This window comes from Burkholderia reimsis (assembly GCF_003294055.1).
In the GTDB taxonomy this organism is placed as follows: Bacteria; Pseudomonadota; Gammaproteobacteria; order Burkholderiales; family Burkholderiaceae; genus Burkholderia; species Burkholderia cepacia.
This window is the reverse complement of record NZ_QMFZ01000083.1, coordinates 1-13357: the sequence shown is the minus strand read 5'-3', so window position 1 is coordinate 13357 and position 13357 is coordinate 1. Positions and strand designations below refer to the sequence as shown.

The 13357-nt window shown below is 58.9% G+C and carries 13 protein-coding genes and 3 pseudogenes; 3 read left to right on the top strand and 13 right to left on the bottom strand.

Going from position 1 to position 13357, the window contains the following annotated elements; all coding sequences use genetic code 11:
• Nucleotides 1–391: pseudogene (locus tag DPV79_RS43720) on the bottom strand (hypothetical protein); the annotation flags it as partial.
• Here DPV79_RS43720 and DPV79_RS43715 point away from each other — a divergent pair.
• A complete protein-coding gene (locus tag DPV79_RS43715) occupies nucleotides 369–1430 on the top strand; it encodes a hypothetical protein (RefSeq protein ID WP_279636647.1) in 1062 nt (353 codons plus the stop codon). The pseudogene DPV79_RS43720 and the gene DPV79_RS43715 overlap by 23 nt on opposite strands.
• On the opposite strand, the pseudogene DPV79_RS43930 reads toward DPV79_RS43715, so the two are convergent.
• The 4 genes and pseudogenes from DPV79_RS43930 to DPV79_RS40895 all read right to left on the bottom strand — a co-directional run.
• Nucleotides 1421–1960: pseudogene (locus DPV79_RS43930) on the bottom strand (ESPR-type extended signal peptide-containing protein); the annotation flags it as partial. The gene DPV79_RS43715 and the pseudogene DPV79_RS43930 sit on opposite strands and share 10 nt — an antisense overlap.
• Nucleotides 1961–2224: 264 nt before the next feature.
• Complete coding sequence (locus DPV79_RS40905) at nucleotides 2225–3451, bottom strand: EAL domain-containing protein (protein WP_165843642.1); 1227 nt, start codon at nucleotides 3449–3451, stop codon at nucleotides 2225–2227.
• A 91-nt stretch (nucleotides 3452–3542) separates the two neighbouring features.
• Nucleotides 3543–5240, bottom strand: coding sequence for a sensor histidine kinase (locus tag DPV79_RS40900; RefSeq protein WP_244321910.1), 1698 nt, complete (start codon nucleotides 5238–5240; stop codon nucleotides 3543–3545).
• A gap of 77 nt (nucleotides 5241–5317) precedes the next feature.
• Nucleotides 5318–6427, bottom strand: coding sequence for an ABC transporter substrate-binding protein (locus DPV79_RS40895; RefSeq protein ID WP_113048113.1), 1110 nt, complete (start codon nucleotides 6425–6427; stop codon nucleotides 5318–5320).
• A 262-nt stretch (nucleotides 6428–6689) separates the two neighbouring features.
• Between DPV79_RS40895 and DPV79_RS40890 the strand changes: the two genes are divergently transcribed.
• On the top strand, nucleotides 6690–7322 hold the full coding sequence (locus DPV79_RS40890; protein ID WP_113048118.1) for a response regulator: 633 nt from the start codon (nucleotides 6690–6692) through the stop codon (nucleotides 7320–7322).
• A 35-nt stretch (nucleotides 7323–7357) separates the two neighbouring features.
• Here DPV79_RS40890 and DPV79_RS40885 read toward each other — a convergent pair whose 3' ends face one another.
• On the bottom strand, nucleotides 7358–7930 hold the full coding sequence (locus tag DPV79_RS40885; RefSeq protein WP_244321909.1) for a recombinase family protein: 573 nt from the start codon (nucleotides 7928–7930) through the stop codon (nucleotides 7358–7360).
• Nucleotides 7931–8568: 638 nt separating this feature from the next.
• On the bottom strand, nucleotides 8569–9138 hold the full coding sequence (locus DPV79_RS40880) for a recombinase family protein (RefSeq protein WP_113048112.1): 570 nt from the start codon (nucleotides 9136–9138) through the stop codon (nucleotides 8569–8571).
• 181 nt (nucleotides 9139–9319) lie between these two features.
• Here DPV79_RS40880 and DPV79_RS40875 point away from each other — a divergent pair, with 181 nt between their 5' ends.
• Nucleotides 9320–10279, top strand: a complete 960-nt coding sequence (locus DPV79_RS40875; RefSeq protein WP_113048111.1) for a LysR family transcriptional regulator — start codon at nucleotides 9320–9322, stop codon at nucleotides 10277–10279.
• 293 nt (nucleotides 10280–10572) lie between these two features.
• Here the strand turns inward: DPV79_RS40875 and DPV79_RS40870 are convergent, their stop codons facing one another.
• The 6 genes and pseudogenes from DPV79_RS40870 to DPV79_RS43580 all read right to left on the bottom strand — a co-directional run.
• Nucleotides 10573–10845 carry a hypothetical protein gene (locus tag DPV79_RS40870; protein ID WP_133295796.1) on the bottom strand — a complete coding sequence of 91 codons (273 nt, stop codon included), beginning with the start codon at nucleotides 10843–10845 and terminating at the stop codon, nucleotides 10573–10575.
• Between the two features lie 235 nt (nucleotides 10846–11080).
• Nucleotides 11081–11680 (bottom strand): LysM peptidoglycan-binding domain-containing protein, encoded by a 600-nt coding sequence (locus DPV79_RS40865; RefSeq protein WP_133295795.1) that lies wholly within the window; start codon nucleotides 11678–11680, stop codon nucleotides 11081–11083.
• Between the two features lie 135 nt (nucleotides 11681–11815).
• The gene (locus tag DPV79_RS40860; RefSeq protein ID WP_113048108.1) at nucleotides 11816–12067 is read right to left on the bottom strand and encodes a GlsB/YeaQ/YmgE family stress response membrane protein; all 252 of its coding nucleotides are present in this window, start codon (nucleotides 12065–12067) and stop codon (nucleotides 11816–11818) included.
• Nucleotides 12068–12135: 68 nt separating this feature from the next.
• A complete protein-coding gene (locus DPV79_RS40855; protein WP_113048116.1) occupies nucleotides 12136–12810 on the bottom strand; it encodes a DUF799 domain-containing protein in 675 nt (224 codons plus the stop codon).
• Nucleotides 12811–12821: 11 nt separating this feature from the next.
• Nucleotides 12822–13190 carry a DUF4810 domain-containing protein gene (locus DPV79_RS40850; protein WP_113048107.1) on the bottom strand — a complete coding sequence of 123 codons (369 nt, stop codon included), beginning with the start codon at nucleotides 13188–13190 and terminating at the stop codon, nucleotides 12822–12824.
• Nucleotides 13191–13234: 44 nt separating this feature from the next.
• Nucleotides 13235–13357: pseudogene (locus DPV79_RS43580) on the bottom strand (CsgG/HfaB family protein); the annotation flags it as partial.

Sequence of the window (13357 nt, the reverse complement as noted above, 5' to 3'; positions counted from 1 at the left end):
GGCCGATCGCAATATCGCCCGTCAGCGGCGCAGCAGCGGTTCCTGCCGCGGCTCCATCGCCAAGCGCGATCGCTGACTGACCATACGCAGATGCATTGTTGCCGATCGCAACGGCACCTTGCCCGAACGCGGTGTTCGAGTTGCCGAGCCCAACCGCACCGCCCGTGCCACCGTATTGCGTTCCGTCGGCTGTGTTGTTGTTACCGCCCGCGAACGAACCCGTGCCCGTCGCGACGTTCGGATCGCCGATGGCGACTGCGCCTTCGCCGTTCGCGACGTTGCCGTCACCTATGGAAACGGAGCCCAGGCCCGGCGCGCTGGCGTTGGTGCCGAATGCGACCGAATTGTCGCCGGCTGCGTTAGCACCATTGCCGGCTGCGAGCGCGTTCAAACCCGTTGCCGTCGTCGTCGCGGTCTGCGGGTTGTACTGGCTGCGCATCACACCGTTCTGGCCCTGCTGGAAGCCAGCGATCGCCGTCGAGGTCGAGGTCGACAGCGAAGTCACGCCGGTCGAGAGCGACGCGGCCGCGGTCGATGCCGACGTCGACAGGCTCGTCACGCTGCTATTGGCGCTCGACACGGCGGTCGACGTGGAAGTCGACAGCGAGATCACATTGCTATTGGTCGACGACAGCGACGTCGACAGCGAACCGACGCCGCTCTGCGCCGTGCTGAGGCCCGAGGACGTCGCCACGGACAGGCTGGCCACATTGCTGTTGGTGGTCGACAGTGCAGTCGAAACCGAGCCGACACCGGTCGACAGCGAACTCGCAGCCGTCGATGCCGACGTGGACAGACTTGTCACGCTGCTGTTCGTCGACGAAAGCCCGGTCGATAGCGAACTGACGCCCGTGGAAGCCGACGTGGACAGGCTTGCAATGGTGCTGTTGGTTGCTGAGGCCGCAGTCGACAGCGAATTTACGCCGCTCTGCGCCGTGCTGATGCCTGCCGACGCCGACGTGGACAGACTCGCGACGTTGCTGTTCGTTGTGGAGAGCGCGGTCGACGCCGACGTCGACAACGATGTCATTGTGCTGTCGGTCGTCGAGAGCCCGGTCGACAGAGAGTTCACGCCCGTGGAAAGCGACGCCTCGGCCGTCGACGACGTGGTCGACAAGCTTGTGAGGCCGCTGTTTGCGGTAGAGACCGCGGTCGACGTCGAAGTCGACAGTGACGTCAGGCTGCTATTCGTCGACGCCACGGACGTGGACAGTGAATTCACGCCGCTTTGGGCCGAGCTGATACCGCTCGACGCAGACGTCGACAGCACGGTCAGATTGCTGTTGGTCGTCGACAGCGAGGTCGACAACGAGCTTACGCCGGTCGACAGCGATCCCACGGCTGTCGAAGTCGAGGTCGACAGCGAAGTCATCGTGCTGTTCGTCGTCGACAGGCCGGTCGATGTGGTAGTCGACAGCGACTGCAATTGACTGTAGTTCACGGCGTCTGCCGCCACAGTACCGGCAGCCAGACCCGTGATCTTGTTCGTCGACAGCGTGATGTTGTTGTGAATATTGACGCCACCAGCGGCACTGATATCCAGAGCGCCGGTAGAGAGCGATATGAATCCACCTGTCGTCGTTGCATAGAAGCTATTACCGCCACCCGAAGCCGTAATGCCAGCAGTTCCGGTGCCAACACTACATCCAGCCATCCAGACCGGAGGGGTTTGATTGCTGACATAGCCGCCGGGAGTACTCCATGATGCCGCCGCGGACGTACATGAATAGCTCGCTTGTGCATATACGAAGTTGCTACCGCCCAGATCAGCGAACAACATGACTGCGCCGACCAACGCAACACGGAGCCCAGTAGTCATCCCAGGCATCCCGATTTCCACACGGTCGGATACTGCCTCAGTTCGGAACGAATTCCCCTTGCCAACCGCGCTGGATATTTCGCTAACGACCACCCAGCAATTCCGAACCTTGCTGAAAATAACCCTATAAGCTTTATTCATTATTAACCTCCAACCTCACCGTTTTCGCCGCGCAATATTTTTTTGGTATTGCAAAGCGGCGCCTCGTGCCAAAGAAAGCAGTGAACCCTCCCCTGCGTGATCACAAAAACTGTTAATACGCTCTTTCGGAAGACCTAAAGAAATTTCCAATCGTTTAAAAATCAACCAATTAATCAAAATAGATATTTGCTTTCGAAAATATCCAGATCACCAATAAGAGAAATTTCTGGCGATTTATCCCGTGTATCTGATCCCACCGAAGCGCTACATCGCCGCTTTCGGGTTATCCGCAAACCACTCGGAAATAAGCCGTCCGTGATGCCGTCCGGATTGCGCGATGCGTCTGAGCAAACGCATCGAGTCGGCGCGGCTCTGCCACATCAGCACTGCGGCCAATCGATCACGCATCACCAGCGCTATGGCCGAGCCCTTGCCGTACACCCCGCTCGCCAGACCGGCCACATAGGCCTCGCGCACCTGCTCTCGCAGCGAAGGCTCGACGCTGCGTTCGAGCACCGCGGCCGCATTACGCTCGAACATCTGCACCGCCCAGTCGATGGCGCCTTCGGGCTCATCCGATACGTCGGCGGAATTCGCTTCACACAGCCATTCCGGCATATCCCACGACGCGTCCTGCGCATTCACGACATCGGCGGGCCAAAAGGCACACGCGGACCGCGTCGCACCCGCATCGTCGAATCGCCTCTCCGGAATTCCCACGTGCCGGCCCTGAACCCAATCGGCACCGGCTGCGCGCGCCAGCGCGAGCATCTCGTCGGTTTCCACTCCCTCCACGACCACGCAACGCGCACACTTCCGGGCGATCTCGATCAGCCGCGCAAACCGATCGCTGCCCGCCGCGTTTTCGCAAGCGGCCTTGAGAAGCGACCCGGCCACCTTGACGATGTCGGGCGTCCCGATCGTCATCGCGGTTTCGACGCCATGCCCTTCGCCGATGTCGTCGATCGCCACGCGGCAGCCCAATTCCCGCAACCGCGCGACGAACGTCGCGGCCTGCGGCCCGCGCAGCCGCGCGGTCTCGGTAATTTCGACAACGAGGCGTCGTGCCACTTGCGGCATCGACGCAAGATCGGCCAGGATCGGATCCCACCATGCGTGCTCGCCGACGCTCAATGCGGACACGTTCACACCAAGGCAGTAGTCGGGATCACCGGCAAGGTGCTCCATTACCTTGCTGACGGCATATCCGTCGACATGGCGCATCAGCGACAGGCGCTCGAGGCTGGGAATGAACTGGCCGGGAAACAGGACACCGCTGCCGTTCGCCGACCGAAGGCGCACCAGCCCTTCGTGGTATAGGACCGCTCTGGGATCCCGAGCGCCGCACACCGGCTGGAACACGAATTCCGCGGCGCCGGCGTTGATGGCCTTCAGCGTCGTCAGGGCCACCGCGATATCGTGCTGACGCTGCAAATGACGTACCGCCGCCCCGGTCGGCTCCGCTACACGCACGTGTTTTCGAATGTTCATGCCGCTCTCCATCGTCAACGATGCGTCGGGTGGAGAATCGGCCTGGCATTCGATCAACCGACGGCAGATCGCTCTGCCGTCGCGCAAACCGTTACCCCACTCGGCGCAAGCCGGCGATCACACCTGCCAGCCATCTGAATCTGCTTCGACGGGCGCGTTGCAAAAGGGAACCTTTTCCGCATGCGGTCGACAGGTCGAAGCCCGTACCGTTGTCGGTCACAGTCAGCTCGATGCTCGAAGCGGTGCTCGCGAGCCGGATCTCCACGCACGTCGCCCGTGCGTGCCTTGCGATGTTCGTCAACGCTTCCTGGGCGATTCGGAAGATGGCCGTCGATTGCGCCTCGGGCAGATCCGGTTCATCACCGTCAATGTGGAATCGGCAGGGCACTTCGCCGTGTTGCATGTGTTCGCTCGCCAGCCATTCGAGCGCCGCGGCCAGGCCATAGTTGAGCGCGACCGGCCGCAAATGGCTCGCCACGTCGCGGACGATACGCATCGTCCTCTCGATCAACGCTAACATCTGCTTGGCTTTCTGCCACTCCGGGCCGTCTTCCGGAAGCTTCGCCTTCAGCAGGGAAACGTCGATCTTCAGCGCTGTCAGCAACTGCCCCAGTTCGTCGTGAACGGTCATTGAGATCTGCTTGCGGTCGCTTTCCCGTATTTCCTCCATATGGGCCGATAGCCGGCGCAGCTGTTCCCGCGACGCGAGCAGGTCGGCCTCCGCTCGCCGTCGTTCCGCCACCTCGCACTGCAGCCGGTCGCGATGCTGCTGCAGCTTCTCACGCGCCCGTCTCCGTTCGGTGATATCGGTCAGCAAGCCTTCGATGTATTCGGGGGCCCCGTTGCCATCCGGTATGCTCCTCGCATTCACTTCGACCCAGATCGCCGCACCGTCGCGCCGCCTTATCTGCAGTTCCACCCCGACGATCCGATCCTCGATTTCCGATGCAGCGAACAAGGCTCTGACCTGCGCCGGGGAAAACACCAGCGATTCATGCGCGGCGGCACTGCCGTTGATCAAATATTCGGTCGACTGATATCTGAGTACGCGGGCCATTGCAGGGTTTGCTTCGCACAAGCATCCGTCCCTGTGGAGCAGGAATATCCCCTCGATCGCATTCTCGAAGATCCTGCGGTACTTCGCTTCGCTTTCCCGCAGAAGTTCCGTCGAATTCCTCAGGCGATGCACCATGGAGTTCATCCGTATGGCCAACTGGCCGAATTCGTCTGTCGACGTGATCGGACACTCCACATTCAGGTCACCGGAAGCGATTGCGTCGATTGCCGCCCTGAGCCGATTGATCGGCGTATGAACGGCCGACCTCAGAACAAGATGAATCGCGACGTAGAGCATCGCAAGCAGCAGTGCCATCGTGGCCAGCACGGCGAGTTGCTCGTGTCGCATTTCACGTTCCACGAGCGACTTCGACAAAACGACGCGTATTTGACCGAGCTTTTCCCGTGGAGCATCGCCGGACGCTGCGTGGAAAATGTCGCGAACGCGAACGACTGCATCGCTGGGCCCCATATCATGCTGCGGCCGCACCGACGAAACCACGCCAAACCGCGCGTCGTACACGGTGAATTCCACGACCTCCTGATTGGACGCGATCGTGCGCAAAAGAACATCTATCGACGCCTTGTCGACGTTCCACAGAGGCTGATCGAGTGCGGCACTCAACAGCTCGGCGATCCGCGACGCCTTGCCCTCGAGCTCGGCCAGGTGCACCTTGCGTTCGTGTTGAGTCAACGAGTAACCGGCCACGCCAGCCGTCAACACGACGAGCACAAGCAACGACAACATCAATTTGCGATGCAAATTGAGCGAACCCAACGAAACCCTGAGCGAGCGAACTAGACGCGACATCAAGCTGTCGCCATCTTTTCGCCGAGCAGGTGGCTCAGCCTGAAGTCGTATGGACCGTCGTTTCGATATCGGGATGTCGAATAGACGCCGAAGTTCAGCTCATGCGGATGAAGGAATATCGCGTCGTAGTATGACGCTGCATTTTCCGCTTGAACGACCGTGAGAAAATCAGCCTTGATGCGGGCGCTGCCGCGCGTCGCGAAGTCTCGACCGTTGTGATAGTCATTGATCAGCACCATCGCGAACGCCCCGATGAAGTAATCACCGGCCATCATTGCGCGAAGCGTTCCCTTCATCACGCGCTGGAGCGCCTCTTGCAACGCCCCGATTCCGCCGACAACAGCTCGTACTTGACGCGTCTCGGCTGCCTTGAGCGCTGCCAACGTAATCGAATCGTTCGCTCCCCAGATGACGTTCGTTTCGGGATAACGGGCCAGCAGGACGAGTGCCTTCTCGTAGCTGTCCGAAAAGCTCCAGTTGCTGAACACCAATTGATTGATGTGCGCGTGCGGCGCCCGGGCGAGCCACGAGCCGACGCCTGTAGCCCGTTCCATGGATACCGGGGTATTGGGATCCCCCGTGATTCCGATGACGCGAAGGCGCGCGAAGCGACGATCGCGACAGAGATAGTCCATGAGTCGGTAGCCGGCGCTATTGGCATCGGCTGTCAAGGTACCGATCCAGTTGCGTATTCGCCGACGTTCGTCGCCAACGACGCGCCGTTGCTCGTTCGTCAGATCATTGTGGATCAGCACGATTTTCGAGGACGTTCGGCTCAAGAGCCGAAGCATGTCCAGCGCAGCCATCTTTTCGTTGACGATCACGACGTAATCTGGAGCGTCGACCCTATTGGCCACCTCCTCCGCCTGACGCACCATCAGCATGTGGTCTCGTTCGGCGTACAGCACCTCGAGTTGCATGCCGAAATTTTTAGCCGCGATCGACATGAACTTCGAGACAAGCTGCCAATGCTGGCCGGTTTCTCGCTCGGTCGACTCTCCGGGATTGAGGAAGACCACGCGCGCTTTCGCGAATGATGGCGTTGCACCACGGGATGCAATGTTCAGAACGGAGCCGGCACCGGCAACGAGGATTTGTCTGCGATTCATCGGATGATATGACGGCGCGGAACTTCTGAGCGGGACACAAGGGGGCGCATCGCCGATCGGGCCCGCTTGACGCATGAAAAACGGTGTGGACCAAAAGGTTAATTGTCAAAGAAGTATTTTACAATTGCGTACTAGTACCGAGTGTCCCGTCCGGTACGATTCGCCCTGTCCGTGCATTCGCGCCCTTATATTGACGATCGCGTCGATCCCCGTGGCGAAATACCGGGGGCAGACCACGATTTTTGCGCTGGATATTTCTTCGATGATTCGCACGCTGATTGCCGACGACCACGCAATCGTTCGCAGTGGCATCCATCAGGTTCTGGCTACGACCTCTGACATTCAGGTTGTGGCCGAGGCCGCGCAAGGCGGCGAAGTGCTCGAGATGCTTCGCACGCTCTCCGTGAACGTCGTGCTCCTGGACATGACCATGCCGGGACTCAGCGGTATCGATCTGATCCGCCGTGTTCGCGAAGAACATCCCGCCTTACCCATGCTCATTTTGAGCATCCACAACGATCCTCAAACCGTGTCTCGCGCCCTTCGCGCCGGCGCTACCGGCTACGTGACGAAGGACAGCGACCCCGATGTGCTGCTGGCCGCCATTCGCAAGCTGTCGCGCGGAGGGCGATTCATCGATCCTCTACTGGTCGACGCGGTCGTGTTCGACGTCGGTGAGCTCGAGCCGACGGCAGAAGACGTGCTGTCCTCGCGCGAACTCCAAGTGCTGAAGCGGCTGGTGACCGGCAAGACGGTCAACGAGATCGCCTCGGAGTTTTCCTTGAGCGCCAAGACCATCAGCACGCACAAGGCACGGCTGATGCAAAAGCTCAGCATCACAAATAATGCCGAGCTCGTCCGTTATGCCATCCGACACGATTTGGAGATCGATTGATGCCGGCGAGCCGTACCCATCGGCTCCTCACACGCTCATCGGCTTTCGCCATCGTCGCGGATGTAGCGCCGCAGCGTCGACTGGTGAATGTTCAGTTTCTCGGCAACCTGGGCAGGCGAATTATCTTGCAGAAGATTGTCCAGTTCCGCGATCCTGGCGTCGGTCAGCGCCTTGGGTCGACCGATACGACTACCGCGCTCCCTCGCCGCCGCCATCCCCGCCCGCGTACGCTCGCTGATCAGTCCGCGCTCGAACTCCGCAAGCGCTGCGAGCATGTGAAACGTAAATCGCCCGCTGGAAGATTGGGTATCGATATATTCGGTAAGCGACATGACGTGCACTTTCCGCTTGTTCAGATGACCCATGATTTTCGCCAGGTGCGTCAACGAGCGGCCGAGTCGATCGAGCCTCCATACGACCAGCGTGTCCCCTGCGCCCAGTAAATCGAGAGCCTGCTTCAAGGCAGGACGATCCATGCGGGCACCCGAAATGCCTTTGTCGAAGTAGATCGCCTCGCATCCGCATCCCTTCAGTGCCGTTAGCTGCATGTCCAGATGCTGCTCGTCCGTTGAAACGCGTGCATATCCGATCTTCTTTTCGGTCATCATTACTCATACCTGTCGTGAACATCTAGTCACAGTCGCGATGGCCTATGCTAGGCTCAAGCAACCTCCTTCACAGGAAGATCCATGCCGATCCGAGACACGCACATTTTATTTTTTTGAATTAAGATCTGTCCATAACAAACAGCTTAATTATCAAATTATGGAATAAATAAATAACACCCTACACGACACGTAAGGATTTCCCTACAAATCAAATCGGAATATCCAGAGCACCGAAAAAAACATTAATTATTGCTACTCCACCAGATTTATCTTCCCTATAATGAGCCGCTCCTATTCGGAATCGCCACCGCACGCTGCCCTTGCGCCGCGCAGGGACGATCAGCGTGCCACGGCTCCATGAAATTCAGCGCCAGAACGGCGGACGTTCGTCGGTCGTTCGAACACCGAGCGCTGGAAGGAATCAGGCCTGAATCACAAGAACGTGTTGGGGAAGTCTGACGCCTGGCGCCCGCTTCCATGACACGGACGGCCGAGTAGATACGTCAACAATCGCGTCGTCCCGATGAAATCTGATCGGGGGCCTTGCTGAGTTCAAAGGTGGGAGGCGGCGCACGCACGGTAGCGGGCGAGCATTCAGCCGCTCTGGAGAATCGATTGAAACGTGAGCTTCGGGACAATCAGTGTGCGGCCCGCATTTCGCAACTCTTGCGCACGTAGCGCCATAGTGTCGTGCGATGCACGTTCAACGCACGTGCCACGGAGTCTGCAGGCTGGGTTCGAAGCAGGATTTTCGCCTGTTCGATCTGGGAGACGGATAGTGCGGCCGGTCGCCCGACGTGTTGTCCCTTCCCTCGTGCGGCGGCCATTCCCGCGCGCGTCCGCTCGCTGATGATGTCGCGCTCGAACTCGGCAAGTGCACTCAGCATGTGAAAGACGAATCGCCCGCTGGTCGAGCCCGTATCGAGATGTTCCGTCAGCGAGACGACACGAACCTGTCGCTCATTCAGCGTTTCAATGAGTTCGGCGAGTCGCGTGAGCGAGCGTCCCAGACGATCGAGACGCCAGACCACCAGGGTGGTACCGGGGACGAGCGCATCCAGAACCGCGTTCAAACCGGGCCGATCGAATGTCGCTCCCGATACGCCACGGTCGGAATAGATGTGTTCGCAACCATGCGCTTGCAGCGCCTGCAGTTGCAGATCGAGATGCTGTTCCTCGGTCGAGACTCGTGCATAACCAAACTTCATTGCGGCCCAAATACCATGTTTTCTGTACTTTGCATGACCGCGCTACTCGACACGGCACACATTCACGCGCGCAAGCGCTCTGCTTGACGTTCGGCGATCGCTTCAACACCCCGTCCAAGCGTTCTTTACCAAACATCCAGCAAGCGTATCAGTTGCAAACCGGCAAGCCCATTCATCAAACATGCAAAGCTCACTTGCAAATTCGCAAGCAACATGTGACCTCAACGATCTTCGATTGGTTGCGGCCATTCACGAAACCGGATCGCTCTCAGGTGCAGCGCGCCGCCTGGGCCTCAACCACGCCACCATCTTTCGGCGGATCACCGCAGTCGAATCCTGTCTTGGGGTACGCCTGTTCGATCGTCAGCGCGGGCGCTATTCGGCGACGCCGGCTGGAGAGGAATTGGCCATGGCCGGCGCGGAGATCGATGCGCTGGCAGCCAAATCGCTTCGATTGGTTGCCGGTCAAGACATGCGGCCGAGTGGCATCGTTCGTATTGCGACGACGGAGAGCTTTGTCGACAGCGTCTTGCCGCCGATTCTCCGCAGGTGCCGCACGACGTATCCGGAGATTCGATTCGATGTTCTTAGCTCGAACATGATGCACGACCTTTCACGAGGAGAAGCCGATATCGCGATCAGACCCGCACAACGGGCACCGGAAAACCTGATCGCAAAGAAGATCGGCGATCTCGTGTTCGCTGTATACGGCTCCCGGGCGTATCTGAACGCATCGCCGGCGGCGGATTGGCATACGCACGAATGGATCGCGCTCGAAGCCACGCAAAGCCAACATCGCGTCCTGACCTGGATGGAAAAACTGCAGCCCCCGGAGCGCATCGCATTTGTTTTCAGCACGTTCATCAGCATGTGCGCCGCATGTGTGCGAGGCTTGGGCCTGGCCGTCCTGCCCTGCTTTCTCGCAGATACTCGACCGGAACTCGTCAAGCTCGAGACGCTGCCAGAAGACTGCTGGTCGCAGATATGGCTGCTGGTCCATCCTGATCGCTATCGGACCGCACGCGTGAAAACCGTGTTCACGTTGCTGCATCAAGCGTTGGTTGACGAGGCTGATTTGATTGCGGGAAAGACCAAGAACATCGAGACACACGCGATTTTCACTGATCAGGTGGCCGGGTAGTCCAGGGAACTATGTGAGGTGCCGCTGGCAAACTTCGGATAGCCCGGTGTTGACCAGCACTTCAAATTGACAACGCTGTCGAGCCACCCGGCTCGAATGGCTCGATTATCGACAACGGTACTGCAAGGACTGGCGCGATGAGCCCCCAAACCGCGGCCGTTGCGTGGCAACGCGCGGGCTGGGTTGCTCGCCAGCAACGCACACGGCATGGCCTCCGCAACTGAACGGCCGATCGCGTCCCAAACCTCCAACGGCGGCACGACCATCACGGCGAGTAGCTTTTGGACAGCGTGCTATTTCCAGTAGGTCATATCGCCGTCACCCGCCACCTCGGGGATGATGGCGAGCGGCGCTTGTCGAAGGAGGTATAAGGCCTCGGCATACCGTCGTGCTTCCTCCCGTCCGATCGAACTGCGCATAAGGTAGCGAGCGATGCAACGCTCGAGCCACTCGTGTTTGGTGAGAGCGCTTTCGGGGAATTCCATTTCGTTGCCCTTCGCGTCGTCGAAACGCAGTCGTTCAGCTTGGCGGCGCGCATCGTACACGCCCCGATGGGGCGCCAGCAAGCTTCGATTTGTCCTCCTCGCGAAGTGCGAACAAGCGAAAGTACCGCTCGACTTCAGCGATCGGATATAGCTGAGATCACGGCAACACTTCATCAATCAGTCGCTCGATCGATCCGAAGGTCATGCACCACAACCGACTTCGGACCGCTCCGGTAACCATAGTCAGGAGTGGGCCCCATTGCGGTCACTTCTCACGACAGCCCGGCCCGAAGGATCGGTTTTTCAGTGTCTTCGTTCAACGCGGCGCCCCACCGAATCGCGCTTCGACAGGTGGTCCGACCCGCAGGACCTGCCCCGGTTGAAGCGACGAATTCGAAGCGAGGCTGTTCCAGTTCATCAAGTCGGTCGGCTGCTGACCGAACTGCGTCGCGATATGTGTGATGGTATCGCCCGAATTGACGCGATAAAACCCGGCTGCCACGCTGGAAGCGAAGGTTGCCGTCTTCCGACGGTGACTACGGACGCCATGCCCGCTCACCGATGCTTCTCGCGCAAACGTTGCGATTGGATCTCCGGATTCGTCACTTCGGGCGCTAGCCGGCCGCGGTTGAGCCTTGGACGCGTCCGCAGGCACATCGCGGTGTGCGCGGTGGTGTTTGATCGCACGTGGGTGAGGAATGGGCGATGAGGCAGCGTTATCCAGTTGGTCGATAGTCAGTACTTGGATAGGCTGGGCTGCTTGCACCAAATTTCCGAAGATGGTGCAAGCAAGCACAACGCCATAAGCCGCTACGGTATTTCTTCTATTCATTTCAGGTTTTTTGATTTTTTGTGACAAATTGCTGGCAAAAATATACACGCAGCGAGGTGGCATATTAAACACAACACGATTCACGCAAACTGGTCGAGACGCCGAATCATCATTACCGAAACCAGGGTGATTTTTACAAGCCTTGCGAATTCATTTTTCCGGCGACTCGTGGAACAGGCTGCGGCACAACTTTGCCGCAGCCTCACATATCCCTTTTTATTAAAGCATGCTCTTGACACTTCGAATCACAAACAACAGCATAATTGCCCCGATGACCGCGGTAACGATCGAACCGATCCAGCCGCCGCCGAACGATACGTGCAGCACACCGGACAGCCATCCCCCAACGAAAGCCCCCACGATGCCGACGACGATATCGACAATCAGGCCAAATCCGCAGCCTTGTACCAACAGACCCGCGAGCCAACCCGCGATCGCACCGGTTACCAACCAAGCAATCAAACCATGCATTTGTTCTTAATTTCCTTATATCTAAAAAAGACACCACGCGTGAATCACCGGCGCCAGTCGGAGGACCGTTAATCCGTACCATGCATTGGTGACCTCGGGCCGAACAACAATCCGTTCGGTGGCCCCGCCGACAGGAGCCGGTTGCTCGTCAGCGCGGCAACATCGTGGCCCTCGTCCGACAACGAATGCACAATCTGCTTGACGACCGCCTGTACGAGCACGCCGACAATCCCGAATGCGCCAACATTGACGTTGTTGCCGAGTTCCTTGCCGGTTGCTCGCCCCTGGCCTTCCCAGAGTACGTCACCGCTCTTCAGATCAATGAGCTTTGCCGAAGCCGCGACCACGGTCGTACTGTCTACGATCTGGTAAACGGAGCCGTACTGCGTCACTTTCGAATACAGAGCGGCATCCGCGCCGAAGATCTCCCGCAGCTTCGCAGCCGATGTACTCTGAATTTCCGCGGCATTGGTCAACCCGTTCTGCTTGAAGGTTTCGTCCATCACAGCAACCGGCACAACGTAGTATCCGGCTTCGGCAAGCGGCTGCGTCATTTGCGACAGCATGCCGTAGGTCGCGGTGACGTCGTTGGTTTCGTTCAACGGCGGAAGGACGAGGATCGAGCGCGGCTGGCTCCTCTTGAAAGCGGTGTATTCGGTATGCTTCGTGGGCTGAACGCACGCGCTCAATAGCGCGACGATCGACAGCACGGACAGCACTTTGAATGAGATCGTTTTGAACATGGCGCACATCACTATTGGGCGGTTTTCTGTTGGGCAGGCTTCTTCTTCATCAAGAAATCCATGTAAGCCGAGGATTCCGGGAACAGTTGCTTCTCTGCCTGGAATTCCTGCCCAGCGCGTTGCCCATCCCCGATGCCTGCATACAGCATCCCGAGATGCGCATGGAAGCCCGGAGGCGGCGTGTTGCCCTTCGCACGGATCTCCTGCAGCGCCCTTTCAAGCGCGCCGATCTGTTCTTGCGGCGACGTCTTGCCCTTGAAGTACTCGTACACCTGCGGTTGATAGCTGTTCCACTGATAGAGCGGCGGCGGCGTCTGCGCCGCACATCCCGCAAGCAGCAGGAGCGCCGCAATCAGCGGCAACCCAATACCCCGTTTCATGGTTCTTTCCTATTCTTACGCGAATCAAATGGAATTCGTCACGATCACTGCGCCGCCTTGAGGCCGCCCGCGTCCACCTGCTCGACGAGGTGGTTGACTGCCTCCTGAATCGCGAGGTCGAGCACCTTGCCGTTCAGGGTCGAGTCATAGCTCGCGGTACCGCCGAA

What these genes read in the sequence shown, in the direction of transcription:
- DPV79_RS40905 (WP_165843642.1), bottom strand. Translation starts at nt 3,451, where the DNA reads ATGAACATTCGAAAACACGTGCGTGTAGCGGAGCCGACCGGGGCGGCG.
- DPV79_RS40885 (WP_244321909.1), bottom strand. Translation starts at nt 7,930, where the DNA reads ATGATGACCGAAAAGAAGATCGGATATGCACGCGTTTCAACGGACGAG.
- DPV79_RS40855 (WP_113048116.1), bottom strand. Translation starts at nt 12,810, where the DNA reads ATGTTCAAAACGATCTCATTCAAAGTGCTGTCCGTGCTGTCGATCGTC.
- DPV79_RS40850 (WP_113048107.1), bottom strand. Translation starts at nt 13,190, where the DNA reads ATGAAACGGGGTATTGGGTTGCCGCTGATTGCGGCGCTCCTGCTGCTT.
- DPV79_RS40860 (WP_113048108.1), bottom strand. Translation starts at nt 12,067, where the DNA reads ATGCATGGTTTGATTGCTTGGTTGGTAACCGGTGCGATCGCGGGTTGG.
- DPV79_RS40875 (WP_113048111.1), top strand. Translation starts at nt 9,320, where the DNA reads ATGCAAAGCTCACTTGCAAATTCGCAAGCAACATGTGACCTCAACGAT.
- DPV79_RS40895 (WP_113048113.1), bottom strand. Translation starts at nt 6,427, where the DNA reads ATGAATCGCAGACAAATCCTCGTTGCCGGTGCCGGCTCCGTTCTGAAC.
- DPV79_RS40880 (WP_113048112.1), bottom strand. Translation starts at nt 9,138, where the DNA reads ATGAAGTTTGGTTATGCACGAGTCTCGACCGAGGAACAGCATCTCGAT.
- DPV79_RS40890 (WP_113048118.1), top strand. Translation starts at nt 6,690, where the DNA reads ATGATTCGCACGCTGATTGCCGACGACCACGCAATCGTTCGCAGTGGC.